Origin of the sequence: Arsukibacterium indicum, assembly GCF_019100565.1 — a bacterium.
Taxonomy (GTDB): Bacteria; Pseudomonadota; Gammaproteobacteria; order Enterobacterales; family Alteromonadaceae; genus Alishewanella; species Alishewanella indicum.
In genome coordinates, this window is the sequence record NZ_JAHRID010000001.1 from 39,326 (window position 1) to 64,707 (window position 25,382).

The 25,382-nt window shown below is 49.2% G+C and carries 21 protein-coding genes; 13 read left to right on the top strand and 8 right to left on the bottom strand.

The window, feature by feature from the left end:
- Positions 1–35: 35 nt before the first annotated feature.
- Positions 36–1,154, bottom strand: coding sequence for a beta-ketoacyl-ACP synthase III (locus KQY15_RS00180; RefSeq protein ID WP_217666387.1), 1,119 nt, complete (start codon positions 1,152–1,154; stop codon positions 36–38).
- Between the two features lie 335 nt (positions 1,155–1,489).
- Here KQY15_RS00180 and tamA point away from each other — a divergent pair, with 335 nt between their 5' ends.
- Positions 1,490–3,202, top strand: coding sequence for an autotransporter assembly complex protein TamA (tamA, locus tag KQY15_RS00185; RefSeq protein ID WP_217666388.1), 1,713 nt, complete (start codon positions 1,490–1,492; stop codon positions 3,200–3,202).
- A complete protein-coding gene (tamB, locus tag KQY15_RS00190) occupies positions 3,199–6,819 on the top strand; it encodes an autotransporter assembly complex protein TamB (protein WP_217666389.1) in 3,621 nt (1,206 codons plus the stop codon). Before tamA ends, tamB begins: the two co-directional genes overlap by 4 nt.
- An 11-nt stretch (positions 6,820–6,830) precedes the next feature.
- Here tamB and KQY15_RS00195 read toward each other — a convergent pair whose 3' ends face one another.
- Positions 6,831–7,619 carry a methyltransferase domain-containing protein gene (locus tag KQY15_RS00195; protein WP_217666390.1) on the bottom strand — a complete coding sequence of 263 codons (789 nt, stop codon included), beginning with the start codon at positions 7,617–7,619 and terminating at the stop codon, positions 6,831–6,833.
- The gene (locus KQY15_RS00200; protein ID WP_372449304.1) at positions 7,616–8,377 is read right to left on the bottom strand and encodes a Nif3-like dinuclear metal center hexameric protein; all 762 of its coding nucleotides are present in this window, start codon (positions 8,375–8,377) and stop codon (positions 7,616–7,618) included. Before KQY15_RS00200 ends, KQY15_RS00195 begins: the two co-directional genes overlap by 4 nt.
- A gap of 137 nt (positions 8,378–8,514) precedes the next feature.
- On the opposite strand from KQY15_RS00200, the gene KQY15_RS00205 reads away from it, so the two are divergent.
- The gene (locus KQY15_RS00205; RefSeq protein WP_217666391.1) at positions 8,515–8,922 is read left to right on the top strand and encodes a hypothetical protein; all 408 of its coding nucleotides are present in this window, start codon (positions 8,515–8,517) and stop codon (positions 8,920–8,922) included.
- A gap of 24 nt (positions 8,923–8,946) precedes the next feature.
- Here the strand turns inward: KQY15_RS00205 and KQY15_RS00210 are convergent, their stop codons facing one another.
- Positions 8,947–10,221, bottom strand: a complete 1,275-nt coding sequence (locus KQY15_RS00210) for a glycosyltransferase (RefSeq protein WP_217666392.1) — start codon at positions 10,219–10,221, stop codon at positions 8,947–8,949.
- A gap of 168 nt (positions 10,222–10,389) precedes the next feature.
- Here KQY15_RS00210 and trhA point away from each other — a divergent pair, with 168 nt between their 5' ends.
- Positions 10,390–11,049, top strand: coding sequence for a PAQR family membrane homeostasis protein TrhA (trhA, locus tag KQY15_RS00215; protein ID WP_217666393.1), 660 nt, complete (start codon positions 10,390–10,392; stop codon positions 11,047–11,049).
- Positions 11,050–11,106: 57 nt separating this feature from the next.
- Here the strand turns inward: trhA and KQY15_RS00220 are convergent, their stop codons facing one another.
- On the bottom strand, positions 11,107–12,645 hold the full coding sequence (locus tag KQY15_RS00220) for a S8 family serine peptidase (RefSeq protein ID WP_217666394.1): 1,539 nt from the start codon (positions 12,643–12,645) through the stop codon (positions 11,107–11,109).
- Positions 12,646–13,035: 390 nt separating this feature from the next.
- Between KQY15_RS00220 and trxB the strand changes: the two genes are divergently transcribed.
- The 4 genes from trxB (at position 13,036) to infA (ending at position 15,763) form a co-directional block, all read left to right on the top strand.
- Complete coding sequence (gene trxB / locus KQY15_RS00225; RefSeq protein WP_217666395.1) at positions 13,036–13,992, top strand: thioredoxin-disulfide reductase; 957 nt, start codon at positions 13,036–13,038, stop codon at positions 13,990–13,992.
- Positions 13,993–14,010: 18 nt separating this feature from the next.
- Positions 14,011–14,727, top strand: a complete 717-nt coding sequence (aat, locus tag KQY15_RS00230) for a leucyl/phenylalanyl-tRNA--protein transferase (protein ID WP_217666396.1) — start codon at positions 14,011–14,013, stop codon at positions 14,725–14,727.
- Positions 14,720–15,448 (top strand): arginyltransferase, encoded by a 729-nt coding sequence (locus KQY15_RS00235; protein ID WP_217666397.1) that lies wholly within the window; start codon positions 14,720–14,722, stop codon positions 15,446–15,448. The genes aat and KQY15_RS00235 overlap by 8 nt, the downstream gene beginning before the upstream one ends.
- Before the next feature lie 96 nt (positions 15,449–15,544).
- Complete coding sequence (infA, locus tag KQY15_RS00240; RefSeq protein ID WP_019676586.1) at positions 15,545–15,763, top strand: translation initiation factor IF-1; 219 nt, start codon at positions 15,545–15,547, stop codon at positions 15,761–15,763.
- Positions 15,764–15,834: 71 nt separating this feature from the next.
- Here infA and clpA read toward each other — a convergent pair whose 3' ends face one another.
- Entirely contained in the window at positions 15,835–18,102 is a 2,268-nt protein-coding gene (clpA, locus tag KQY15_RS00245) for an ATP-dependent Clp protease ATP-binding subunit ClpA (RefSeq protein WP_217666398.1), read from the bottom strand.
- Positions 18,103–18,154: 52 nt separating this feature from the next.
- A complete protein-coding gene (gene clpS / locus KQY15_RS00250) occupies positions 18,155–18,475 on the bottom strand; it encodes an ATP-dependent Clp protease adapter ClpS (protein ID WP_213994697.1) in 321 nt (106 codons plus the stop codon).
- Between the two features lie 192 nt (positions 18,476–18,667).
- Here clpS and cspD point away from each other — a divergent pair, with 192 nt between their 5' ends.
- A complete protein-coding gene (gene cspD, locus KQY15_RS00255) occupies positions 18,668–18,880 on the top strand; it encodes a cold shock domain-containing protein CspD (protein ID WP_019676583.1) in 213 nt (70 codons plus the stop codon).
- Positions 18,881–19,018: 138 nt separating this feature from the next.
- Here cspD and KQY15_RS00260 read toward each other — a convergent pair whose 3' ends face one another.
- Positions 19,019–21,247 carry an NADP-dependent isocitrate dehydrogenase gene (locus tag KQY15_RS00260; RefSeq protein WP_217666399.1) on the bottom strand — a complete coding sequence of 743 codons (2,229 nt, stop codon included), beginning with the start codon at positions 21,245–21,247 and terminating at the stop codon, positions 19,019–19,021.
- 305 nt (positions 21,248–21,552) lie between these two features.
- Here KQY15_RS00260 and KQY15_RS00265 point away from each other — a divergent pair, with 305 nt between their 5' ends.
- From KQY15_RS00265 to purB, 4 genes are all read left to right on the top strand, one after another.
- Positions 21,553–22,098 (top strand): pseudouridine synthase, encoded by a 546-nt coding sequence (locus tag KQY15_RS00265; protein WP_217667602.1) that lies wholly within the window; start codon positions 21,553–21,555, stop codon positions 22,096–22,098.
- 123 nt (positions 22,099–22,221) lie between these two features.
- On the top strand, positions 22,222–23,325 hold the full coding sequence (mnmA, locus tag KQY15_RS00270) for a tRNA 2-thiouridine(34) synthase MnmA (protein ID WP_217666400.1): 1,104 nt from the start codon (positions 22,222–22,224) through the stop codon (positions 23,323–23,325).
- A 2-nt stretch (positions 23,326–23,327) separates the two neighbouring features.
- Positions 23,328–23,957 (top strand): high frequency lysogenization protein HflD, encoded by a 630-nt coding sequence (gene hflD, locus KQY15_RS00275; RefSeq protein ID WP_217666401.1) that lies wholly within the window; start codon positions 23,328–23,330, stop codon positions 23,955–23,957.
- A 15-nt stretch (positions 23,958–23,972) separates the two neighbouring features.
- Complete coding sequence (gene purB / locus KQY15_RS00280) at positions 23,973–25,343, top strand: adenylosuccinate lyase (RefSeq protein WP_217666402.1); 1,371 nt, start codon at positions 23,973–23,975, stop codon at positions 25,341–25,343.
- Positions 25,344–25,382: the final 39 nt, after the last annotated feature.

Genomic DNA, 25,382 nt, shown 5'->3' on the forward strand with positions numbered 1-25,382 from the left:
CGTCATAGGTGCTGTCAGCGTTTGTTAGTCTTAACCTAACAGCGTTCCAGCATCAGGCAGCCCACAGAGTATCCGGCCCCGAACGAGCACAATACAGCTTTATCGCCACTGTTCAGCCCGGTTTTATGCTTGTGAAACGCAATGATTGAACCAGCCGATGCGGTATTAGCATAACTGTCCAGCACCAGAGGTGCCTCTTCCGGCAACGGATCCCGGCCCAGAATCTTTTTAGCGGCAAAGATATTCATATTAATATTTGCCTGATGCAGCCAGAGTCGTTTCAGCTGATCAGCACTGATGCTCTGCGCTGCCATCTCGTCCTGAATAACTTCAGCGACTATCGGCAGTAGTTCTTTAAATACTTTACGCCCTTGCTGCTTAAAAAACGGAACCTTAGGATTATTGTCACTAAAACAATGTTCGGTGTAACCAATATCACAACGAATGTTATTAGAAAAACTGGTTTTCAGCCGCATTCCGAGAATTTTGAATGCATTATCAGTAGTACAACTGCTTTGCGCTTCAATAATGGTAGCAGTGCAAACATCGCCAAAAATAAAATGGCTGTCGCGGTTTTTATAATCGACCTGCGGCGAAGCAAATTCCGGATTAACCACCAACACCACTTTGGCGGTGTTACCGCGAATGGCATTAACCGCATTGCTAATGGCAAACGTGGCTGACGAGCATGCTACGTTCATATCAAAAGCGTAGCCATTTACCCCAAGAATATTTTGTAATTCAATTGACAGCGCCGGATAAGGCCGCTGCATATTAGAAGCCGCACAAATAATTAAATCAATGTCTGCCGCTGTTTTATTGGCTTGCGCCATTGCTTCACGGGCAGCTGCCACAGCCATTTCAACCATTTCAGGTGGGGTATTTTCATCACGCTTTACAAACACCGGATGCATAATTGCCGGGTCAAGGATCCCCTCTTTATACAACACATGCCGTGATTTAATGCCCGACGCTTTTTCGATAAATTCGCTGCTGGAATATTCCAGTGCCTCAAGCTGGCCACCACTGATTTCAGCCGCATGCTGCTTGTTAAAGAGATCAACATATTGGTTATAGCTGGCAACCAACTCGTCATTGCTGATGGTAGCGGTGGGTGTAAATAACCCTGAACCACTGATTACAATATTTTGCATTAAATTACACCTTGTCTGGTTGCAACGTTCTTATTATCAGGTTGTGATATGCCATCGGCTTTTTGCTATAGTTTTACCGGTATTATGGTGCAGCCGCTGGCCATGTCTGGCGCTTAGTATAACGAAAAATCCACTTTGCGTTTAGTGGATTGCGTGAACCTGGTCTGCTAGCATGCCTGTCATTATCATTGCCAGTGTTAAGCCGGCATCCAGCAAAGATGCTATACACTGCTATTTATTGTGCGTCATACTATCGTTTCTCTGATACGTGTTTCCCGAAGAGAACAGTTCCCACACTTACCGGTGCATTGTTAACAGGATACCAGATTAACCGCATGTCGTTATTAAGAAAAACAATCAGTCTCTTATTTCTGACAAGTTTCAGCATCCAGGCCCAAACTGAATTAAAAATACAGGGGCTTAGCGGTGAGTTAGAACAAAACGTTAAAAATCATCTTGCCAGTTACAACAAAACTGATATTTCAGGTTCGCTGCGATTTCAGATGAAGTTACAGCAAGACATTGAAACTGCGTTACAGGCTTTGGGTTATTACCAGAGCGAAATCGAGTTTACCCTCTCAGAAAAGTCCGGTAACGCAACTTTACTGGTTACGGTTAATGCTGGTCAGCCAATCCGGATAAACACCGCCGATATAAAGCTTACCGGCGATGCGGTTGATGATCGGCAATTCAGTGGCTTGTTAAGACGACAGGCACCTAAAGTTGGTGATGTATTACATCATGGCAAATACGAGAGTTTAAAAAGCGAATTACGCAGCCTCGCGCTGCGCAAGGGCTATTTTGACGCCGAATTCAGCCGCAGCACCTTAGAAGTAATCCCGGAGTTGCAGCAGGCCAATATTTATTTGCACTTTGCCAGTGGCACCCGCTATAAATTTGGTGAGGTAACCTTTAGTGGCCAGCAAATTCGTGACGAATGGATGCAGTCACTGATCCCGTTTGAGCCAGGCCAGCCCTATCTGGCCAGTGAATTGGGCGAGTTTAACCAGAGCCTGGCCAATACCAACTGGTTTTCGTCTATTGCCATTGAAGGCGATACCGAGCAGATCGCTGATTTTCGCCTGCCTATTACCGTGAAGCTTGAACCCAGGCTGCGCAACAGTGTGGAAACTGGTATTGGCTACTCTGATGTTGTTGGCCCCCGGCTGAAAGTAAACTGGTTAAAACCCTGGTTAAATGATCGCGGGCATAGCCTGCACAATAATTTTGAGGTTTCAGAAGTTGAGCAAACACTGGAATCCGCCTACCGGATGCCACTGAGTACAGCCCCCTCTGACTACTACCAGCTACAAGTAGGCTTACGTAATCGTGACAATCTGGATACCCGCAGTAAAGAAATTAATATTGCCCTTGAGCGCCATTGGTTATTAAGTAACGAGTGGTATCGAACCGTTTCTTTACGTTATTTGTATGAAGACTTTATTCAGGCAGATCAGGATGCCAGCTCCAGTTTGATCATGCCAGGCATAAGTTTTAGCCGCTCCAGACAAAGCTGGGGCAATATGCCACGTTCGGCAGATCGCTTATTACTGGGAGTAGAGTTTTCAGAGCCGGCCTGGGGCTCCGACACGCCTTTCGTCCGATTCCGGGGTCGTGCCGGCTGGATCGGCAGTTTCGATCGTAACCACCGGTTTGTTACCCGGCTCGATGCAGGCGCTGTGGTGATTGATGATATTACCGAGATCCCCCCTTCATTGCGTTTCTTTGCCGGCGGTGACAATAATTTGCGGGGCTATGGTTATGAAACCATTGCGCCGCTGAACGATGATAATGAATTAATTGGTGGCCGTTATATGGTTGCGGCATCACTGGAATACCAATACCGGGTGAAAGGTAACTGGTGGCTGGCCGGCTTTTTTGATTATGGCAGCGCCTGGAACGACAGTCCTGATTTTAAACGCGGGGTTGGGCTGGGTATTCGCTGGGGATCACCGGTTGGCCCGGTGCGGCTTGATTTTGGCTACGGTCTGGATAGCGGCGAGCGAAATGCCTTTCAGATCCATTTTGCGCTGGGGCCTGAACTATGAGCCCGGTTATACATAAAACACTGAAATGGCTGAACTGGACTTTGCTACTGCCGCTGCTAGTTGTGGTGTTGCTGCTGGTCGTGCTGTTATACACGCCTGCTGGTCTGAAGCTGGGATTATGGCTAGGCCAGAAGTATGTCCCGGAATTAACGGTAACGGCGCAGCGTGGCAGCCTGCTCGGTGGTATGCAGCTTAGTGAGGTCAGCTGGCAGAGCGATACCACTCAGCTGCAGCTGGCTCAGGTACAGCTTGATATTAATAACGCCTGCTTTTTTCAACTAAAAGTATGTGTGTCCGAGCTGACTATTGAAAATGCAACGGCAACAATCGGTGCCAATACCGTGCGTTTCAACCGGTTTAGTACAGCAATAGAAGCCTGGGGCCGGCAGCTGCAACTCAACGACAGTCAGCTTAATCAGCTGCAAATAGAGCTGGCAGCGGCCAGCAAGCCACCGACAGAGCCTTTTAGCTACTCTCCCCCGCAGTTAACTGATATCCGCCTGCCGTTTTCAGTGTTTGTTAACGGCTTCAGCCTGAGCGGGGCCAGTCTGCTGCAGCAGGACACCGAAACAACGTTGCCGGACGTTACCTTCAGTCTGCAAGCCCGTGAGCACAATATCCGCTTACTCGATTTACAGGCCAGCCACCCCGTCGCCAATCTCAGCGCTACCGCGGAAATTACCCTACAGGGAGATTATCCGTTAAGTGGCCGCTTCAGCACCGTTATTAAACAAGCGCCGTTGGCTGAGCAACAACTGAATATTGGTCTGAGTGGCAGCCTGGCTGAATTAGCAATTGATGTTCGAGCCTCAGGCACTATTACTGCCAATGCCGAAGCTGAACTGGCACTGCTGGCTGACAAGTTACCTCTAAAGGTTACCGCGCAGTATGAGGCCTTCAGCTGGCCCCCCGATGACAACAGGGCATGGCAACTGGCAAGCGGTAACATTACGGCAAGTGGTGATTTAGAACAGCTGCAATTTACGCTGGATGGCGGTGTGTCACACCAGACAGTGCCGCAAATCAGCCTCAGTGCCGCCGGGCAGTATCAGCTGGCCGAAGCAATACTGTCGATTAGCCGTTTTAAGCTCAACACCCTGGATGGCACCATTAACGGCAATGCCACGGTAGAATTGGCCCCAACACTGAACTGGCAGACAGCAATACAGCTTAACAATATTAAGCCAGAGGTATTCTGGCCGGAGTACAGCGGTGAGTTAAGCGGTGAACTTTTAAACCATGGCGCGTTGGCTGCTGATGGCAGCTGGCAGACGACGTTAAATGAACTGGCAATTGATGGCAGCTTGCGCGATGAGACAATTAACTTCAGCGGCGACCTCTCGGCCAGTTTTAATCAGCCAGCAAACCGTTATAAGTTACAAAGTGAGCAGCTGATAATCCGTCATGCTGACAATCAGATCAGCCTATCTGGCACATTGGCAGAGCAGTGGCAGCTTGATGCAACCGTTGCCATACCCGATTTAAACAGCAGCCTGCCCGGGACAAGTGGCGTGATCAATGCAGAGATTAGCGTACGGGGTGCTCAGCGCCAGCCAGAGTTAACCGCAAATATCAGCGCCGGTTCTCTGCGCTATGGCGCTGATCGGCTGGAACAATTAGAGCTTGACCTGCAAATGCAGTTAAAGGAGCAGTTACAGGCGAACATATCGCTGCTTGCCAGTGATGGGCTGCTGCAGGGTTACCAGGTTTCACAGCTGAGTGTAAAAGCTTCGGGCAATGAGCAGCAACATCAGGCCGAAGTGACGTTGCAATCGCCTTTGTCAGATAGTGCATTGCAACTGAGTGGTCAGCTTATTGCCCGCAATCACTGGCAGGGCCGCTTAAGTAGCGCTGAGCTTGGTAGTCCGCAGGGGATCTGGCAGCTGCAACAACCGGTTGATATCAGTTACCGCCATGCTCAGCAGCAACTGCAAATCAGTCAGCATTGCTGGCGACAAAACCCGGCATCGTTATGTTTAACGGACGACGTCAGCCTCAGTGGTAACAGTATGGCGGCCGCTATTGAATTGCGACAATTCGAACTGGTAAGTTTAAATCAATTTGTGCCGTTAGCGTTTAATCTGCGCGGCGAACTTAACGCCGACGCCATGGCAAGCTGGCAACCGGGCCAGCGGCCACAGGTTGAAGTTACAGTAACGAGTCGCGCCGGTGCGTTAACTGAACAAACCCAGCCCCCGGTAGAGCTCAGCTGGCAACAACTTACCTTAGAGGGTGTTTTAAAAGATGATCAGCTTAACATCACGATGCAGGCTACGTTAAATGAGCAGGCACCATTAACTGCTGCGCTAAATATCAGTGATGTCAGTAGCAGCAACCGACCTTTAACCGGTAACTTTGGTGTTACTGACTTCACTTTGGAGTTCCTGCAGCCTTTGCTGGATGAATACAGTGAGTTGGCAGGTGTAATAAATGCCGATATCAGCGCGCAGGGTACCGTCGAAAGCCCACAACTGGCAGGCAAGTTGGCACTCAGACAGCTGCGGGTAAAAGGTAAACTTGCTCCGGCTGACATTAACGATGGCAAGTTGCAGGTGAATTTTAACGGCGAACAGGCAGAATTGCTGGGCGATATCGTGACACCACAGGGAAATTTAAGCCTGACAGGTAGTGCTGACTGGCAACAGCTCGACGATTGGCGGGCTAAGCTGGCAGTTAAGGGTGACCCATTAAGTATTCAGATTGAACAAGGCAGTTTGCAGGTAAAACCTGATCTGCAGATAAACGCCAGCCCGACCCTGGCTAACATAAGCGGCAGTATTGATATCCCATCAGCAAATCTCAGTATTGATGAACTGCCGCCAAACGCTATAGGCTTGTCAGCTGATACGGTTATTCTGACGGCAGACGGCGAGCAGGTAACCGAGCAGCAAGCAATGGCCATGCCGCTTGCAGCGGATATCAGGGTGCAGCTTGGTGAAAAGGTGCAACTGAATGCTTTTGGACTGGAAACCCTGCTTCGTGGCAATTTGCAGGTTCGCCAGAAGCAAAACAAGCAAACCATTAATGGCGAAGTGCGACTGGTAGACGGCACTTTTCGGTCTTACGGCCAGGACTTACTGATCCGTCAGGGCAAAATGACATTCAGTGGTCCGCCCGATCAACCCTATCTGAATGTTGAAGCCATTCGTAACCCTGCCAATATGGAAGACAATGTGGTCGCCGGTATCCGGGTTACCGGTCCGGCAGACCGGCCCCAGATTACTATTTTCTCCGAACCGGCCATGCCCCAGGCAAATGCCCTGTCCTATCTGCTGGCCGGTCGCGACCTGGACAGCGAATCTGGCAGCGCCGCTAATGCCGTCACCACCAGCCTTATTGGTATGAGCATTGCGTCAAGTGGCAGCCTGGTAGGTGAAATTGGCGAAGCTTTTGGCGTAAGTAACCTGACCCTGGATACCGCCGGCTCCGGTGACAACTCGCAGGTAACGGTAAGTGGTTACCTGAACCGTGATTTGCAAATTAAATACGGCGTTGGCATTTTTGAGCCGATTGGCGAATTCACCCTGCGCTACCGGTTAATGCAAAGCCTGTATCTGGAAGCGGTGTCGGGGTTAGACAATGCCGTTGACTTGTTATACCGGTTTGAATTTGACTAAGTAAGCGCCGCTTACTCTGGCCTGGTCAGCAGCAAATGAGTATAGCGGCCGATTGATGCATAAGGTTCCTGCTGGTTATATTTTAATTCCAGTTCTAGCAGTTGGTCAAAATGGCTTTGTTGCTGGCTACGGTTTTGCAGATAATCGTGAAAACAACGTACCCCGGTTTTACTGATAAGCGTAAAACCGGCTTGCTGATACCACTGCTCTACCTGCTTTGGTTCCAGTGGGTTTTGCGGGCTTAAACTGACTTTCTTTTTTACCTTAAAATCTGCTGATACATAGTCGAAGTTGCCATACAAAATATTACTGAGCCGCATGGCATCTTTGTTGTAGTACATCAGTGATAACACCCCGCCCGGTGCCAGCAACTGGCTGAGCTGGCTTAACGCGATGGCGGGCTCAGCTAACCATTCCAGCATGGCATGGCACAGCACCAATGGATACTGGCGCTGCACATCACGGCTTAATTCAGCCAGGCTTTGCTGGCTGAAACGTAGTTGTGCAGCAGGCCCCGCTACTGCCAGACCTTGTGCCGTTGCCGTTTCGGCTGCGATAGCCAGCATTTCAGCCGAAATATCGGTTAAATGGACGGTATGTCCCATTTTCGCCAGCGCCAGGCTTATCTGGCCCTGTCCTGCTCCCACATCCAGCACCTGACAGGGCTGCTGTAACACAGCCAGGCGGCTTAGATCACGCAGTAGTACCTGCTGGCGGATCTCACCCTTGGTACTCTGGTAAATATTACGCTGAAACTTCGCGCTGATACCGTCGAAACTGCGATCAGTGGTTTTGTTCATGCCGGATTATCAATATCAATAAATTTAACCTCTAACGGATAGTTAGCGCTCAGATATTCACCCAAGGCTTTCACGCCGTATCGCTCCGTTGCATGGTGGCCGGCAGCAATAAAATGGATACCCAGCTCACGAGATACATGAATGGTTTGCTCTGATACTTCACCGGTAATAAAGACGTCAGCGCCGGCTGCGGCTGCCTGTTCGATATAGCCCTGGCCGCCACCGGTGCACCAGGCCAGCTTAGCTACCGGCTTATCGTTACTCGCGTTATGGATTAGTACATCCCGGCCAAGTTGCTGCTGCAACAAGCTGGCCACGTCAGCTAAACTGCGGGGTGCGCTAAATTCACCCTGCATTACCACACCAACAGGGTCTACCGTCAGCATCGGCGAAATAGCCTGTGCGTTCAATAGCCTGCCCAGCTGAGCATTATTGCCAAGCTGGGGGTGAATATCTAGAGGCAAATGATAGGCAAATAAATTGATGTCATTGGCCAACAACGCCTGTAAGCGACGTTTCTTCATGCCGGTAATAACCGGGGCTTCGTTTTTCCAGAAGTAGCCATGGTGCACCACAATAGCATCAGCCTGCCATGCTATCGCAGCGTCAACCAGGGCCTGGCTGGCAGTGACGCCTGTTACTATCCGTTTAATGTCGTGTTTGCCTTCCACCTGTAAACCGTTCGGACAATAATCACGCACACTTTCGCTTTGCAGTAATTCTGCAAGCACCCTGACCAGTTGTTGCCGTTGCAGCATATAAACTCCGGATATCTAGCTCGCTATAATCGCCATTGTACTTAAAAACCGTTAAAAAGCAGGCAGATTTGTCTATTGATAGTGTTTTGATGTATAAATAGCGGGCAACGATTAATTTTCACGCACAGGTACCTAGCATGACAAAATTGGATAAAGATCAGGTAATCACTGATTTTACCGCAGCTTATAAAGCTAAATTTGGTAAAGAACCACAACTGGAACAAAAACCAGGCTGGTTCAGTGTTGATGGCGGTAAAAATATCCGTCTGGCTGAACTGGCGGAATTAGCTGACAGTTACAGCAAAGGCGGTAAAGCCAAAGCGACTGCAGCCAAAGCAGAAAAACCGGCTAAGGCTGAAAAAGCCGAAAAACCGGCGAAAGCAGAGAAAAAGCCAGCCGCGGCAGCGAAACCGGCTGCAAAACCAGCAGCGAAAAGCAAAACCAAGGCTGCAAAACCAGCAAAAACAACGCCGGGCGCTGCTGCTGCATTCTGGGCTGAGAAAATTAACGATAGCAAGCAACGGCCACCCCGTGGTTCGCGTTAACAACTGGTAATTACACTCAGTTAGCTATTCGTTATCCGATACTGGCGCAATTTGCGCCAGTTTGCTTTTCGCTTCGATCCACTGCCCCATAAACTTAGTACTGCGATAGGCATGATGCCTGAGCATCAGCCCGGTGAAGTTCAGCTGCCGCTGATTTTGCAAATCCGTTCGCACCCGCTCAATCTGCCGCCATACCCGCAGTGCCTGCTCGGGCCCAAACCGGTTACTGACTATCTGATAACCCCGCTGTTGTGCCTGTTGCCAGCAATGCTGATCCTGATACAGCGCGACTGCCGATTTGGCAATGCCAGCACTGTCGTTGGCAATAGTGCCCGCCCAGCCACTATCACTATTCATGCCCTCGGCGCCAATATCGGTGGTGACACTGGGCGTACCCTGGCACATTGCTTCCAGCAGTTTTCCCTTTAAGCCTGCACCAAACGCCAGAGGTGCTAAACATACCCTGGCCTGGCGCATTACAAGCTTGCTGTCAGCGACCCAGCCTTTCACTAAAAAACCCTGATTGGGGTTATCCAGTGCTGTAGCTTTTGGCGGAGGATAAGCGCCGTAAATATGCAGCTCGGCAGCTGGTAGCTGTTTGCGGATCTGCGGCCAGATCTGCTGTTTTAACCAAAGTACCGCCTGCCAGTTGGGGGCATGGCGAAAATTACCAATGGCAATAAAATGCCGCCGCTCGTTAAATTGCGGCACGCCCTCTGCCGGGGAGTCAGTTTGAGGGTTGGCTGGCAAACGCTCTAACCAGAATGGGCAATAACACAACAGCGCTGCCGGCACTTGATAATGCTGTTGCAGCAGCTGCATTTCAGCCTCTGAGATAACCAGGGTCAGATCACAGCGATAAATTGCTGCAATTTCCCGCAGGGCCAACTCGGAATTTAGCGCCGCTGCATCAACCGGTCGCTGTTGGGTGTGACAGAGTTGTCTGGCCTGGCGCAGCGCGTGACAATCCTCCATATCCAGAATACGCATGGCACCGGGGCAGGCCTGCTCTACCCGCCAGCCAAACTGCTCTTCCAGCATAAAGCGGTCAAACATCACCGCCTGCGGGTTTTGTTCTGTAAGCCAGTTATCAAAACTGTCGCAATTTAATTTTATTTGCTGTTCGGCTACGCCAAGCTCCGCCAGCATAAAACGATGCGGGCTCAGCTCAGCCGGGCTGGCAAACTGCACCTGCCAGCCGTAGCTCAGATACAACTTGATCAGGCTAAGCATCCGGCTGCCGGCGGCAGATGAGTTGGGTTCGGGCCAGACATAACCCAGAATAATAAGTAGAGGCATAAGGTTGGTTTTAATGAACTGGCATTGCTAAAAAAGCGCAGTTTACCGCTGCTGCCCGCAAATACCAATGCTTTTGGCGCTAAGTTACCGCTAGCGGTTTACCTGAGGCAGGTTGTTGTTATGATACCCAGCTTAATTCCATTTTAATCCAAATAACCCGGTGCCTGTATGACCAGTATAAGCCGCTACACCCTGCTTGAAGAACAGTTACATGCACTAAGCCATGCCATTGGCGCGGTACTGGGCGTTATTGGCCTGTGGTTAATGCTTCGTTTAAGCCTGCAATATGGTGACAGCTGGCAACTGACCAGTGCCTTAATTTATGGCAGCAGTATAATTCTGTTGTACGGCAGCTCTGCGCTTTATCACAGCATTCACCACCCGCAGCTAAAATACCGGCTGCGCCAGCTGGACCATGCCGCTATTTTCATCCTGATCGCCGGCACCTATACCCCTTTTACCCTGATTAGCCTGCGCCATGACTGGGGGCTGATGTTATTTGGCATAATCTGGCTTATTGCAATTATCGGTGTGGTTTTGGAGTTAGCAACAGGGCTGAAATACAAAAAGCTATCTTTGGCGCTTTATCTGGGTCTGGGCTGGATAGTGGTGGTAGCAATTAAACCTATGCTGGCCAACGTGCCTGCGCCGGCAATGTGGCTGTTACTGGCCGGCGGCCTGGCCTATTCGGGCGGCGTGCTGTTTTACATATGGCGCAGCCTGTACCTGCACCATATGATCTGGCACTTGTTCGTCCTGGCCGGCAGCATCCTGCACTTTTTAGCCGTATATTGGTATGTAATGCCCCATGCCACCCCTGCTCAATAAATATAAAAGGGCTGCTTGCGCAGCCCTTATAACAACCTTATCGGGTGTTATTATTGATTAGTACTGATAGCTGTATGTCACACCACTAAACGCGCTGTAGGCGCGGATGCCAACATGCCAGGTACCGGCTTGCGGGTTGTTAATGGTGCACACTTCGTTATTACCGGTTAAATATGGCCGGCAAGTGTAGGCACTGGTGCTTGGCTGGCTGCCATAACGTACATACAAGTCAGCATCACCGCTGCCACCTGAAATCTGGAAGGTGATTTGCGACACGCCAGCCGGGATCTGATAGCTGCCGCGTAACCACTGACCGGTAGACGCCGACAGGTTCGGGAAGGTTGCACCGCCGCCCGGAGGGGTACCACCACCACCGCTGCCATCACAGCCGTTGTTAGTGATATAGTCACTCGCTGCTTTGGCCTGCACGATACCAAAACCGTAAGAGTTATCACGCCCTGCAGCGCCTCTGTCCTGGGCTGTGGTATTCAACGCATTACGAATTTGCGATGCTGAACAGGATGGGTGATTACTCCACACTAAAGCAGCAACACCCGCCACATGCGGCGACGCCATCGAAGTACCACTAATACTGTTATAGCCGCCATTACGCCAGGTTGAACTGACATTTACGCCAGGGCCGGCAATTTCTACCTGCGAGTTACGCTGCGAGAAACTGGCCAGGTTGCGGTTTGAATCTACCGCTGCCACCGATACTACCGAGTTGTACGACGCCGGATAAGACAAACTGGTATTGCCGGCATTACCTGCTGCAGCAACCAGTAACATGCCGTTATTATAGAAATTGTTCATCGCATTATTTTCAGTCTGGTTCGACGAACCGCCGCCCAGGCTCATATTCACCACTTTGGCGCCAGCGTCCTGACACGACTGAATGCCCTGAATAAGATTGGACGCATAGGTCCAGTTGCCTGAGTCGTTAAATATTTTAACGATATGCACACCGGCCTGACCTGAACCAATAACGCCGACAACGCCGGAGTTATTGTCCAGCGCGACCATAGTGCCCGCTACGTGAGTACCGTGGCCATTACCGTCAGAATACCAGTTACCATGGCCTGGAAACGCATAGCCGGTAACACCGGAGCTTTGCAAATCTTCATGGCCATAGGTATAGCCGGTATCAATGACACAAACTTTAATATTGCCGGCACTACCATCACTTAGTTGATTGGCCTGCACCATATTAATGCCATAAGGGGTAGATTGCGCCATCGGCGTAATAACATCCATCAGATAACGTTTGGCATCTTCTTCAACATATTGCACATTCGGGTTTGCCTGCAATGCCTTTAATTGCTTAGCAGATAACTTAGCCACACTGGCATTGGCCGACTTTAAATGCATTAATGCTGCAACCTGATGGCCTCGCAATACGGTTTCCGCCTGCTGAGTTGAAAATTCACTCTGGCCATTGTTGCTGTTCATTACTGCTGCCGTAGGCTTGAACTTGATAATATAACGGCTGCTTTTATCGCTATCGTCGACCAGACTGTCAGCCATTGCCGGAGTAGCTGATGCCAATGCGAAGCAACTGCTTACGCCAAGTGCTAAGAGGGTTTTTGTAGTTTTCATTGTGGTACCTTTTATTTTGTAATAATGAGGTTGTTCATTTATTAGTTGTCAGACATCCTGCTTAATACGTTGCGTCCTGCGGCGTCTAACTAACCAGTTGCTCAGAAAAACAACAATTACAAAAGTCTTACAAAGTAATTATAAAAAAATACATCTGCCCTATTTCAGAAAAAAAAATCAACGATTAGAAACAAATACCCTCTTTCAGGAAATTTAACAGCTGTTCATATAACTAAAAAATCTGACTTATAGGTTTAAGGAATACTAGTTTTGCGCGTTAAGTTTACAGCCAGCACCGAACTAAATCGCAACCAGATCTTTCTATGGTCATTGCATTCTTTTAGAATCGTCCCCATTGCGTTTTCACTTAGTCGTTTTTTGGAGTAAAAGATGTCAAACAGCAAGCATTGTCGGTTACTAATTCTGGGTTCAGGCCCGGCCGGATATACCGCTGCAGTTTATGCTGCCAGAGCAAATTTAAAACCGGTACTGCTAACAGGCATGCAACAGGGTGGCCAGCTGACCACCACTACCGAAGTTGAAAACTGGCCGGGCGATGCCCATGGTTTAACCGGTCCGGTGCTGATGGAGCGGATGCAGGCTCATGCCGAAGCGTTTAATACTGAAATTATCTTCGATCATATCCACACTGTTGATTTACAGCAGCGCCCTTTTACCCTGACCGGTGACAACGGTAGCTACACCTGTGATGCCCTGATCATTTGTACCGGTGCGTCGGCAAAATACCTTGGGTTGCCATCAGAACAGGCTTACAGTGGCCGCGGCGTATCAGCCTGTGCCACCTGTGATGGTTTTTTCTACCGCAATCAGAAAGTGGCCGTGGTAGGCGGTGGGAATACTGCAGTAGAAGAAGCGCTGTATTTATCAAATATTGCCAGCGAAGTTCATTTGGTACACCGTCGTGATACCTTCAAGGCAGAAAAAATTCTGGTTGACCGGTTAATGGAGAAGGTGGCGACAGGCAAAATCGTGTTGCATACCCATTGCACCCTGGAAGAAGTACTGGGCGATGATATGGGTGTTACCGGCGTGCGACTGGCATCAACCAAAGGCGAAGCGGCAACTGAGCTGGCACTGCAAGGTGTGTTTATAGCAATTGGTCACTCTCCGAATACTGATATTTTTAAAGATCAGCTGGAAATGAATGGCGGCTATTTAAAAGTTGTCGGCGGTACTGAAGGCAATGCAACCCAAACCAGTATTCCCGGGGTATTTGCTGCCGGCGATGTTTCAGATCATATCTATCGCCAGGCTATTACTTCTGCCGGTACCGGATGTATGGCAGCGCTTGATGCCGAACGCTATCTGGATGGTCTGGTAAAATAAATAACACCGCCAGTCGACATGGCCATCTATCTTCCCGAGCTTGACCCTGCCCAACTATGGTTTCCCCCGGTTGAGCAGGCGCTTGAGCAACCAGATGGTTTGCTGGCCATGGGTGGTGACTTGTCAGTTGCCCGCCTGGCACTGGCTTACCAAAGCGGAATTTTCCCCTGGTTCAGTGAAGGAGATCCGTTGTTATGGTGGAGCCCGGCCATACGCGCTGTTTTTCCGCCAGCAAGCCTTAAGTTTAACCGCACTCTGCGTAAACAATGGCAGCGATCTGCCCTGCGCCTGACCGTTAATCATGCCTTTAACGAGGTAGTGCAAGGCTGTGCTGCCCCCCGCAACAAGCAACCTGAAACCTGGATATTGCCGCCAATGCAACAGGCGTATCAGCAGCTGCATCAGCAAGGCTATGCCCATAGTATTGAAGTATGGCAGGCTGATCAGCTGGTTGGTGGCTTGTACGGTATTGTCGTCGGAGGCTTGTTTTGTGGCGAGTCCATGTTTAACCGGATACCCAACGGCGCAAAATTTGCCTTACTGGCCTTGCAACAACACCTTGGCAACTATTCAGCGGGCTGGATAGATTGCCAGATCCCCAACCCTTTTTTGCAACAATTGGGGGCCACCACTATCCGGCGGGCTGATTATCTGAGTTTGTTACAACAACAGGCAGCTCTGACGAGCCCAGCAGGCCACTGGCAACCACAAGTGCTAAGCTTGGCATATGACTGAGCTTTTCTCTGCGACACAGCGCCATTTACGCTTCGGTTTAACCGAGCCGGCTTCATGCAGTTATCTGCCGGACCAGCAGGAGCAATTAGTCGTGCTGATGCCGGACGAGCCAATCAGCGCTGAGCTATACCAGCACTTACTGAGCCTTAATTTCCGGCGAAGCGGCGAGCAAACTTATACCCCACACTGTCCGGCGTGCAGGGCCTGTCAATCTGTCAGGATTTCGCCAATGCAGTGGCAGCCATCGCGCAGTCAACGCCGGCTGTTAAAAAAGGCGCAGCGCAGCGGTTTACACTATCGCATCGTAGCAGAACCCGATATCAACCTGTATTTTCCGCTGTTTGCTGCTTATATCGCTTTTAAGCATGACGATGGCGTGATGTATCCGGCAAATAAAGACCAGCTTCAGAGTATGCTTGAGTGCAGCTGGCTGCCGGTGAGATTTCTGGAGATATACCATGCAGAACAGCTGATCAGCGTCAGTATTATTGATGAACTTGCCGACAGCTACTCAGCAGTGTACACGTTTTTTGCTGAGCAATTCCAGCATATGTCACCAGGCAAACTGGCCATCGTGTATTTGCTGCAGCAAGCCCTGCAGGATAATAAAAGCTATGTCTATCTTGGTTATCTGGTAGCAGCGTGTCAGAAGATGGCCTATAAGGCAGAATTCAGGCCGCAACAGCGCTTTATTCAGGGACAATGGCACTCTTTTGCCTAAAAAAGCGCTTGCTGCTTTACTTATTGCTGTGATTTCGGCACAATCTGCGCAGTTTTTTGAAGGTTGACCCCAAATTTATAGAGGCGAGTGCGCTGAATGGCGAAAGAAGACGTAATTGAAATGCAAGGTACCATCCTGGATACATTGCCAAATACCATGTTCAAAGTTGAACTGGAGAATGGTCATGTGGTTATCGCTCACATTTCCGGTAAGATGCGCAAAAACTATATCCGCATCCTGACAGGCGATAAAGTTACCGTTGAATTAACGCCTTACGATTTAAGTAAAGGCCGTATCGTATTCCGTCAGCGTTAATCTTGCTGTAGCCACAAAAAACCCGGTTATTACCGGGTTTTTTGTTTTGTTTTATACAAGTACAGACTGCGTTAATCCATTAATGCCAGATCCTGCTCGGTCTGATAGTCAAAGAACAACGCATCGTTTTTCAGGCTGACTTTAACATCACCTCCGTGTAGCAGGCGGCCAAATAAGATTTCGTTAGCCAGTGGCTTTTTCAGTTGCTCCTGAATAACCCGGGCCATTGGTCTGGCTCCCATTGCCTGATCATATCCTTTGTCAGCCAGCCATTGCCGGGCGTCGCTGGTTAACTCCATCGATACCTGTTTTTTGTCCAGTTGCACCTGTAAGTCACAAACAAACTTATCGACAATTTGCAGAATAATATCGGCCTGTAAATGTTTAAACCAGATGATACCGTCCAGCCGGTTACGAAACTCCGGACTAAAGGTCCGGTTTATTTCACTTAACGCGTCGTGGCTGTGATCCTGCTGTTTAAAACCAATTGATTTACGGACTGTTTCCTGTACTCCGGCATTAGTGGTCATAACCAGCACCACATTCCTGAAATCGACTTTACGACCATTGTTGTCAGTTAAGGTACCGTGATCCATTACCTGCAGCAAAATGTTGTAAACATCACTGTGGGCTTTTTCGATTTCATCAAGCAACACCACCGAATAAGGATGTTTAGAAACCGCATCGGTCAGTAAACCGCCCTGTTCAAAGCCGACATAGCCTGGCGGTGCACCAATCAGCCGGCTGACAGCGTGGCGCTCCATGTATTCCGACATATCAAATCGCAGCAGCTCAACCCCCATTACCTTGGCCAGCTGTTTAGTTACTTCTGTTTTACCCACCCCGGTTGGACCGGCAAACAGAAAACTACCAATCGGCTTTTCTTCATTGCCAAGACCAGAGCGTGACAAGCGAATAGCTGCTGTCAGCACTTCTATTGGCTCATCCTGACCAAACACGACCAACTTCAGGTTGCGATCCAGGTTTGCCAGCACGTCTTTATCAGAGGCTGACACAGATTTCTCCGGAATACGGGCCATTTTGGCAATAACATGCTCTATCTCAGCCACATTAATAACTTTCTTGCGTTTTGACGCAGGCAACAGCCGCTGACTGGCACCCGCTTCATCAATGACATCAATGGCTTTATCCGGTAAGTGCCGCTCGTTAATATATTTAGCTGACAACTCTGCTGCAGCACGAATCGCTTTCTGGGTATAACGCACGTTGTGATGTTGCTCGTAGCGTTCTTTTAAACCCAGTAAAATGCGGGTGGTATCCTCGACACTGGGTTCTGTTACATCAATTTTCTGGAAACGACGAACCAGTGCAGTATCTTTTTCAAAAATACTCTTAAACTCCTGATAGGTGGTAGAGCCCATACAGCGTAAACGGCCACTCGATAGCAGCGGTTTAATCAGGTTAGATGCATCCATTACCCCACCTGAAGCAGCACCAGCTCCAATAACGGTATGAATTTCATCAATAAACAGAATAGAGTCTTTTTCTTTTTCTAACTCTTTTAATAACGATTTTAAGCGCTTTTCAAAATCACCACGATACTTAGTGCCCGCCAGTAAAGCGCCCATATCCAGCGCATAAATGGTAGCATTGGCAATCACTTCCGGCACTTGCTGCTGGACAATACGGTATGCCAGCCCCTCAGCAATAGCCGTTTTACCTACCCCGGCTTCACCTACCAGTAACGGGTTATTTTTCTTGCGCCGGCACAATACCTGAACTGCCCGCTCGACTTCACGGTCGCGGCCAATCAGCGGGTCAATCTGACCGTTTTTGGCCTGCAGGTTCAGATTACTGGTAAAGTTTTCCAGATACTTACTCTCTTCACTGATAGTATCCGTCAGCTCTTCCTGCGGGCTGTCATCATGCTGTTCAAGCTTTTCAGTTTTGGTTACACCATGAGAGATAAAATTAACCACATCCAGCCGGGTAATATCTATTTTTTTCAGCAAATAAACGGCCTGAGATTCCTGCTCGCTGAAAATAGCAACCAGAACATTAGCACCGGTAACCTCTGATTTGCCGGAAGACTGGACATGAAAAACAGCCCGCTGTAATACCCGCTGAAAGCCAAGCGTGGGCTGGGTGTCACGTTCAGCATCCCCCTCAGGCAATACCGGGGTAGTTGAATCAATAAAACTGGCCAGTTCCAGCCGCAATTTATCAATATTAGCGCCACATGACTTTAATGCATCACCCGCTGCCGGATTATCCAGCAAAGCCAGTAATAAATGTTCGACAGTCATATATTCATGGCGACGTTCACGCGCAAACCGGAACGCTAAGTTCAACGTTAGTTCCAGATCTTTATTTAACATAGCTTACTCCCAATACCCCTGAGAACCACTTCCAGACCATGCCAAGACATACCTAAGCGCGCTCCATTGTGCACAGCAGCGGATGCTGATGTTCTTTTGCATACTGCTGCACCTGCTGTACTTTAGTTTCTGCAATTTCAGCTGTAAAAATGCCACATACTGCACTGCCCTCATAGTGTACTTTCAACATTACTTCACTGGCTTTTTCATACTGCATATTAAAAAAACGGGTGAGCACATCGATCACAAAGTCCATAGGAGTGTAGTCGTCGTTGTGCAAAATAACCTTATACATTGGTGGCGGAGTAACCTTTTGTCGGGTCAGCTCTGCCAGGTCGTCGTGTTTCGTGTCTAAATTTTGCTTACCGCTCATAAACTATAGCCATGCCTGCGCCAACCAGCAAAGGCGCTTATATTAAAAATTAGTAAAAAATTCGCACTATTTTTGCAAATAGCTTGACTGTTTGCTTAAATTATCTACATTAGATGTTGGGGCTGCACTTGTCCCCTTCAAGTACATACCAGAATACAGAATATAGCTAACTAAGAGAAGGAAGTAAGTAGTATGGCTACCGGTAAAGTAAAATGGTTCAATAATGCCAAGGGATTTGGGTTTATTCGTGAAGATGGCCGTGATGAAGATATCTTCGCGCATTATTCTACCATTAGCATGGATGGCTACCGCACGCTAAAAGCAGGCCAGGATGTGGTGTTCGATCTGTCTGAGGGCCCGAAAGGGCTGCATGCTGTTAATATTAAGCTCCCCGGCGAAGAATAATTTTTCCATCGTTGTACCAAATTGGTACCGACCTGGCATCGGCATCTACTAATAAAAAAGCAGGCATTATGCCTGCTTTTTCTATTTGCACACTGCCTGGCTAAGCCAGACAGTAACGTTAAGACACCAGCGGCCTGCTTATAACGCTTGTAAGGTTTTGTTCAAGGTTGTACTTGGACGCATAGCCTTACTAACCAACTCATCATCCGGCCGGTAATAACCACCAATTTCAACTGGCTTGCCCTGAACACCATTCAGTTCAGCTAAAATTTGCTGCTCATTGGCCTGCATTGCTTCTGCCAGCTTTTTAAAGCGGCCAGCCAGTTCAGTATCAGTAGTTTGATTCGCCAGCTCCTGTGCCCAGTACAGCGCCAAATAGAAGTGGCTGCCACGGTTATCCAGCTCGCCGGCTTTACGACGCGGCGATTTGTCGTTATCAAGGAATGTGGCCGTTGCTTTATCCAGGCTGTCGGCAAGCACCTTGGCCGCACTGTTGCCGGTAACCTGTGACAAATGCTCCAGCGAAGCCGCCAGTGCCAGAAACTCACCCAGTGAATCCCAGCGCAGATGGTTTTCTTCAACAAATTGCTCGACATGTTTCGGTGCTGAACCACCAGCGCCGGTTTCAAACAAGCCGCCGCCGTTCATCAGTGGCACCACAGACAACATTTTAGCACTGGTACCCAATTCTAAAATTGGGAACAAATCAGTCAGGTAGTCTCGTAAAACGTTACCGGTAACAGAGATCGTATCAAGGCCTTGCTTAATCCGGGCCAGAGTATGACGGGTTGCTTCTACCGGTGCCATGATCTGAATATCCAGACCCTTGGTGTCGTGATCTTTTAAATAATGTTCTACTTTTTTAATCAGCTGCGCATCATGTGCCCGTTTGCTATCAAGCCAGAATACTGCCGGCGTGCCACTTAAACGTGAACGATTTACCGCAAGCTTGACCCAGTCGCGGATTGGCGCATCTTTCACCTGGCACATCCGCCAGATATCGCCTTTCTCAACCTGATGACTAAATACCGCTTCACCTTTACTGTTGATTACCTTAACTGTTCCGGCTGTGCCGATTTCAAAGGTTTTATCATGCGAGCCATATTCTTCAGCTTTTTGCGCCATTAAACCAACGTTTGGTACTGAGCCCATAGTGCGCGGGTCGAAGGCGCCGTTTGCTTTACAGAAATTAATGGTTTCCTGATACACACCGGCGTAGCAACGATCAGGGATCACTGCTTTGGTGTCTTTTAACTGTCCATCCGGGCCCCACATCTGGCCTGAGCTGCGGATCATCGCCGGCATCGAGGCATCGATAATCACATCACTCGGTACATGCAGGTTAGTAATACCTTTATCAGAGTTCACCATCGCCATTGCCGGCTTTTCGGTATACAGCGCAGCAATAGCATCTTTAATTTCCTGCTGTTTCGCTGCCGGTAAGCTGCTGATTTTGGCGTAGACATCGCCCAGACCATTCGTTACATCTACCCCAACCTCAGCAAATTCAGCGGCATATTTACTGAAAATTTCCTGATAGAACACCTTAACAGCATGACCGAACATAATAGGGTCAGACACTTTCATCATGGTGGCTTTTAAATGCAGTGAAAATAATACGTCTTTCGCTTTGGCGTCAGCAATTTCTGCTGCAAAGAACTCGCGCAATGCTTTGGCATTCATGGTTGCCGCATCAATAACTTCATCTGCCTGTACGGCGACTTTGTCTTTTAATACGCTAACCGCGCCATCCGCCTGATGCAGTTCGATCCGCAGCGAATCTGCCGCAGTAAGCGTAACTGACTGCTCAGAGCCATAGAAATCGCCGCTTTGCATATGGGCTACATGAGACGCTGAATCAGCCTGCCAGGCGCCCATACTGTGAGGGTTCTTTTTGGCATACTGCTTAACCGATGCCGGGGCCCGGCGGTCTGAATTACCTTCGCGCAGCACCGGATTTACCGCGCTGCCTTTAATTTTGTCATAGCGACCTTTGATGTCGCGTTCCTGCTCAGTTTTCGGCTCTGCCGGATACTCTGGCAACGCGTAGCCCTGGCTTTGTAATTCTTTAATGGCTGCCTTTAACTGCGGTACTGATGCACTGATGTTAGGCAACTTAATAATATTGGCTTCTGGCGTTTTCGCCATTTCACCCAGTTCCGCCAATGCATCATTAATTCTCTGCTCAGGCTTTATAAAATCTGGAAAGCTGGCAATAATGCGACCTGACAAGGAAATATCCCGGGTTTCAACAGCAATACCGGCAGCTGAAGAAAATGCCTGGATAACAGGCAGCAATGAATGAGTTGCCAGCGCTGGCGCTTCATCAGTAATGGTGTAAATGATTGTTGCACTTTCTTTCGACATGTTAGTTCCTGTATTGTAATCGCACAATGTCCACACAAGCCCGCGGCCCCGGTGGCCCGGTGGCCTGATTGGAAATACCGCGCTAACACTGTAAAACGATAATTATTGTTTAAAACGCAGCAAAAACAACGGGCATTAGTATATCAGCATCCAACTGATTAAAACAGGCGCCGCCTTGCCGGCAAAGTGGTGACACAGATATCACGCCAACTGACTAACAGGAAATCGCTTTGAAACAGCCAGCGCCTTTTCGCCACAGGCAAAATAAGCCAAATCACAAAAAAAACAATAGGACCAAGGTCGAAATTCCATTATTGGTATTGTTTAATAAACCTTACGATGTGCTCAGTCAGTTTACCGACAACAGCACGCCACCGCGGCCAACCCTGGCCAACTTTGTACCGTTAAAAAACGTATATCCGGCCGGCAGACTGGACCGCGACAGTGAAGGGCTGCTACTGCTGACCAACTGTGGCCAGACTCAGCATCAGCTCAGTGATCCGAAGCACAAGGCCCCCAAAACGTACTGGGTGCAGGTAGAAGGCGAGATTACCGATGACGCCCTGACGCAGCTGCGCCAGGGCGTGCAGCTAAAAGATGGCCCTTCCCTGCCTGCCCTGGCAAAGCGCATAAGCGAACCACCGCTATGGCCGCGCACTCCACCGGTTCGCTACCGGGCTAATATTCCTACCAGCTGGATCAGTCTGACCATCACTGAAGGGAGGAACCGCCAGGTACGGCGCATGACTGCGGCGGTCGGCTTTGCCACATTGCGATTAATCCGCAGTCAGATTGGCGATTGGCAACTGACCGACCTGCAACCGGGTGAATATCGTATTGTTGAACTGTAAATCGGCAATGCTCACTCATATCATCGGCACATAAGCTGCGGCCACGCTGGCGATAACGATTTTTAACCGGTTAAATTAGTGCTATACTCCGCGCCTTCTTTTTAGCAGAACCAGTGTGGTGCAATGTCAGCTAACAGCAGTAAAAAAGTCATCGTCGGTATGTCTGGCGGCGTGGATTCGTCGGTTTCAGCCTATTTGTTAATCCAGCAGGGATATCAGGTTGAAGGCCTGTTTATGAAAAACTGGGAAGAAGACGACAATGATGAATACTGCGCAGCAGCTGAAGATATGCAGGATGCGCAACAAGTTTGTGACAAACTTGGCATAGTGCTGCACAAGGTAAACTTTGCTGCCGAGTACTGGGACAACGTATTCGAGTATTTTCTGGCTGAATACCGGGCGGGTCGTACCCCTAATCCCGATATCATGTGCAATAAAGAAATTAAATTTAAAGCCTTTCTTGAATTTGCCGCAGAGGCGCTTGGCGCTGATTATATTGCAACCGGTCACTATGTGCGCCGCCGTTTTGAAAACGGCCAGTGGCAGCTGCTACGTGGTTTAGACAGCAATAAAGATCAAAGCTATTTTTTATACACCCTCAGCGGACAGCATGTGGCTCAGACGCTGTTTCCAATTGGTGAGCTTGAAAAACCTGCCGTTCGGGCCATTGCTGAGCAACAGGGCCTGGTTACCCATGATAAAAAAGACTCAACCGGTATCTGTTTTATTGGTGAGCGTAAATTCAAAGACTTTTTACAACAATACCTGCCCGCCCAACCGGGGGATATCGTCAGTATTGACGATGGTCAGTTACTGGGCCGGCACGATGGCCTGATGTACCATACTCTGGGCCAGCGCAAAGGTTTAAAAATTGGCGGCCTGCGCGAAGGCAGTGACGACCCATGGTATGTTGTCGGCAAAGATTTGCAGCAAAACCGGCTGTTGGTTGCCCAGGGGCATGATCACCCGGCGTTGCTGGCCAGTGGCCTTATTGCCAGCCAGCTAGACTGGGTTGACCGTAAAGGGCCGCAACAGCCAATGCGCTGTACTGTCAAAACCCGTTACCGGCAAACGGATATCAACTGTACCCTGACCCCGCTGGCAGATGGCCAGGTAAACGTGGTTTTCGACCAGCCGCAAAAAGCCGTTACACCGGGACAGTCTGCGGTATTTTATCTTGATGACGTCTGCCTGGGCGGCGGCATTATCGACAAGGCTATTAAATAATTATGCAATCCTCTTTATCTACCCAAATTATTGCCCTGGCGGGTTTAAGCCAGGCCATTTGTTTACTGCAAAGCCTGGCCCGCCATAACAAACTGGAACCGGAGCTTTATCAGACGACCCTTGCCAGCATTGCCAATCTTAACCCCGAATCGCCACTGGCGGTATATGGCGATGATCTAAACAAGATAAGCGGTGGTTTACAGACTATTATTACCCAGCTGGAAGACAGTACCAAAAGAGATGTCGAGTTTACCCGGTATCTGGTAGGCGTGCTGGCGCTGGAAAGAAAACTGAATAAAAACCGGGCTAATATGGCCGAACTTGGCAAACAACTTGCTCAGCTTGAGCGCCAGTTGCAGCATTTTGCCGTAACTGACGACACTATTGTTGGCCGGTTGGCCGACATCTACAGTGATTGTATCAGTAGCCTTGGTAGTCGAATTCAGGTTTATGGTCAGCCTGATGTACTGAAGCAAACTGTTGTTCAGCAGAAAGTGCGGGCGCTGTTGCTGGCGGCTGTGCGGGCGGCAGTGCTGTGGCGTCAGGCTGGCGGTAGCCGGCTTAACTTTATTTTTCAACGTCGTAAACTGGTTGCTGCTGCCAAACATCTGCTGGCACAAACCACACCTTAACCTTCAGGAGTTTTCATGGATCTTAATGCCCTTACCGCCATATCCCCGGTTGACGGCCGCTATGGTAGCAAGACAATTGAGCTACGCCCGTATTTCAGTGAATTTGGTCTGATTAAATACCGGGTTACGGTTGAAGTGCGTTGGTTACAACAACTGGCGGCCACAGCAGCGATTACTGAAGTTCCGGCGTTGTCGGATGAGGCCAGCAAATTACTGGATGATATTGTAAACAATTTCAGCCTGGCTGACGCCGAGCGGGTAAAAGAGATTGAGCGCACCACTAACCATGATGTCAAAGCAGTAGAATACCTGCTGAAAGAAAAAGTGGCTGGTAACAGTGAACTGAACGCCATCAGTGAATTTATTCACTTTGCCTGTACCTCGGAAGATATCAATAATCTGTCTCACGGTTTAATGTTAAGTCAGGCCCGCAGTGAGGTATTGCTGCCACAGTGTGATGCTCTGTTAAGTGCCATTAAAAACCTGGCCACTGAACATAAAACTGTGGCGATGATGGCCCGCACCCATGGCCAGCCTGCTTCACCTACTACTATGGGTAAAGAAATGGCCAATGTTTACGCCCGGTTAAAGCGCCAGCGTGATCAGATTGCCGCCATTGATATTCTGGGTAAAATTAATGGTGCAGTGGGTAACTACAATGCACACTTATCTGCTTATCCGGAACTTGACTGGCACCAGTTTGCCGAGCAATTTGTCAGCAGTCTGGGGTTAAGCTTTAACCCGTACACTACTCAGATTGAGCCGCATGACTACATCGCCGAGCTGTTTGATGCCATTGCCCGTTTCAATACCATACTGCTTGATTTTGACCGTGATATCTGGGGCTACATTGCTTTGGGCCACTTTAAGCAGAAAACAGTAGCCGGTGAAATTGGCTCTTCAACCATGCCGCACAAAGTTAACCCGATAGATTTCGAAAATTCTGAGGGCAATCTGGGTATCGCCAATGCGCTGTTTAACCATTTGTCGGCAAAATTACCGGTATCGCGCTGGCAGCGTGATTTAACCGACTCCACGGTGTTGCGCAACCTGGGTATGGGTTTTGGTTACACGTTAATTGCCTATCAGGCAACGCTGAAAGGCATCAGCAAGCTGGAAGTAAATACCCCGGCGCTGTTAGCCGAATTAGATGCAAACTGGGAACTGCTGGCCGAGCCGGTGCAAACCGTTATGCGAAAATACGGCATTGAAAAACCCTATGAAAAACTGAAAGAGCTGACCCGTGGTAAACGAATTAACCAGGCCGACTTAGCCCGGTTCATTGATACCCTGGAGTTGCCTGATGCGGTGAAGGCGGAGTTAAAGCAGTTAACGCCTGCCAATTACATTGGTGATGCGATAGCGCTGGTAGATAAACTGGCCTAATCGACCGCGTTTTGCACTAGCACAACAGGCATTGCCAAC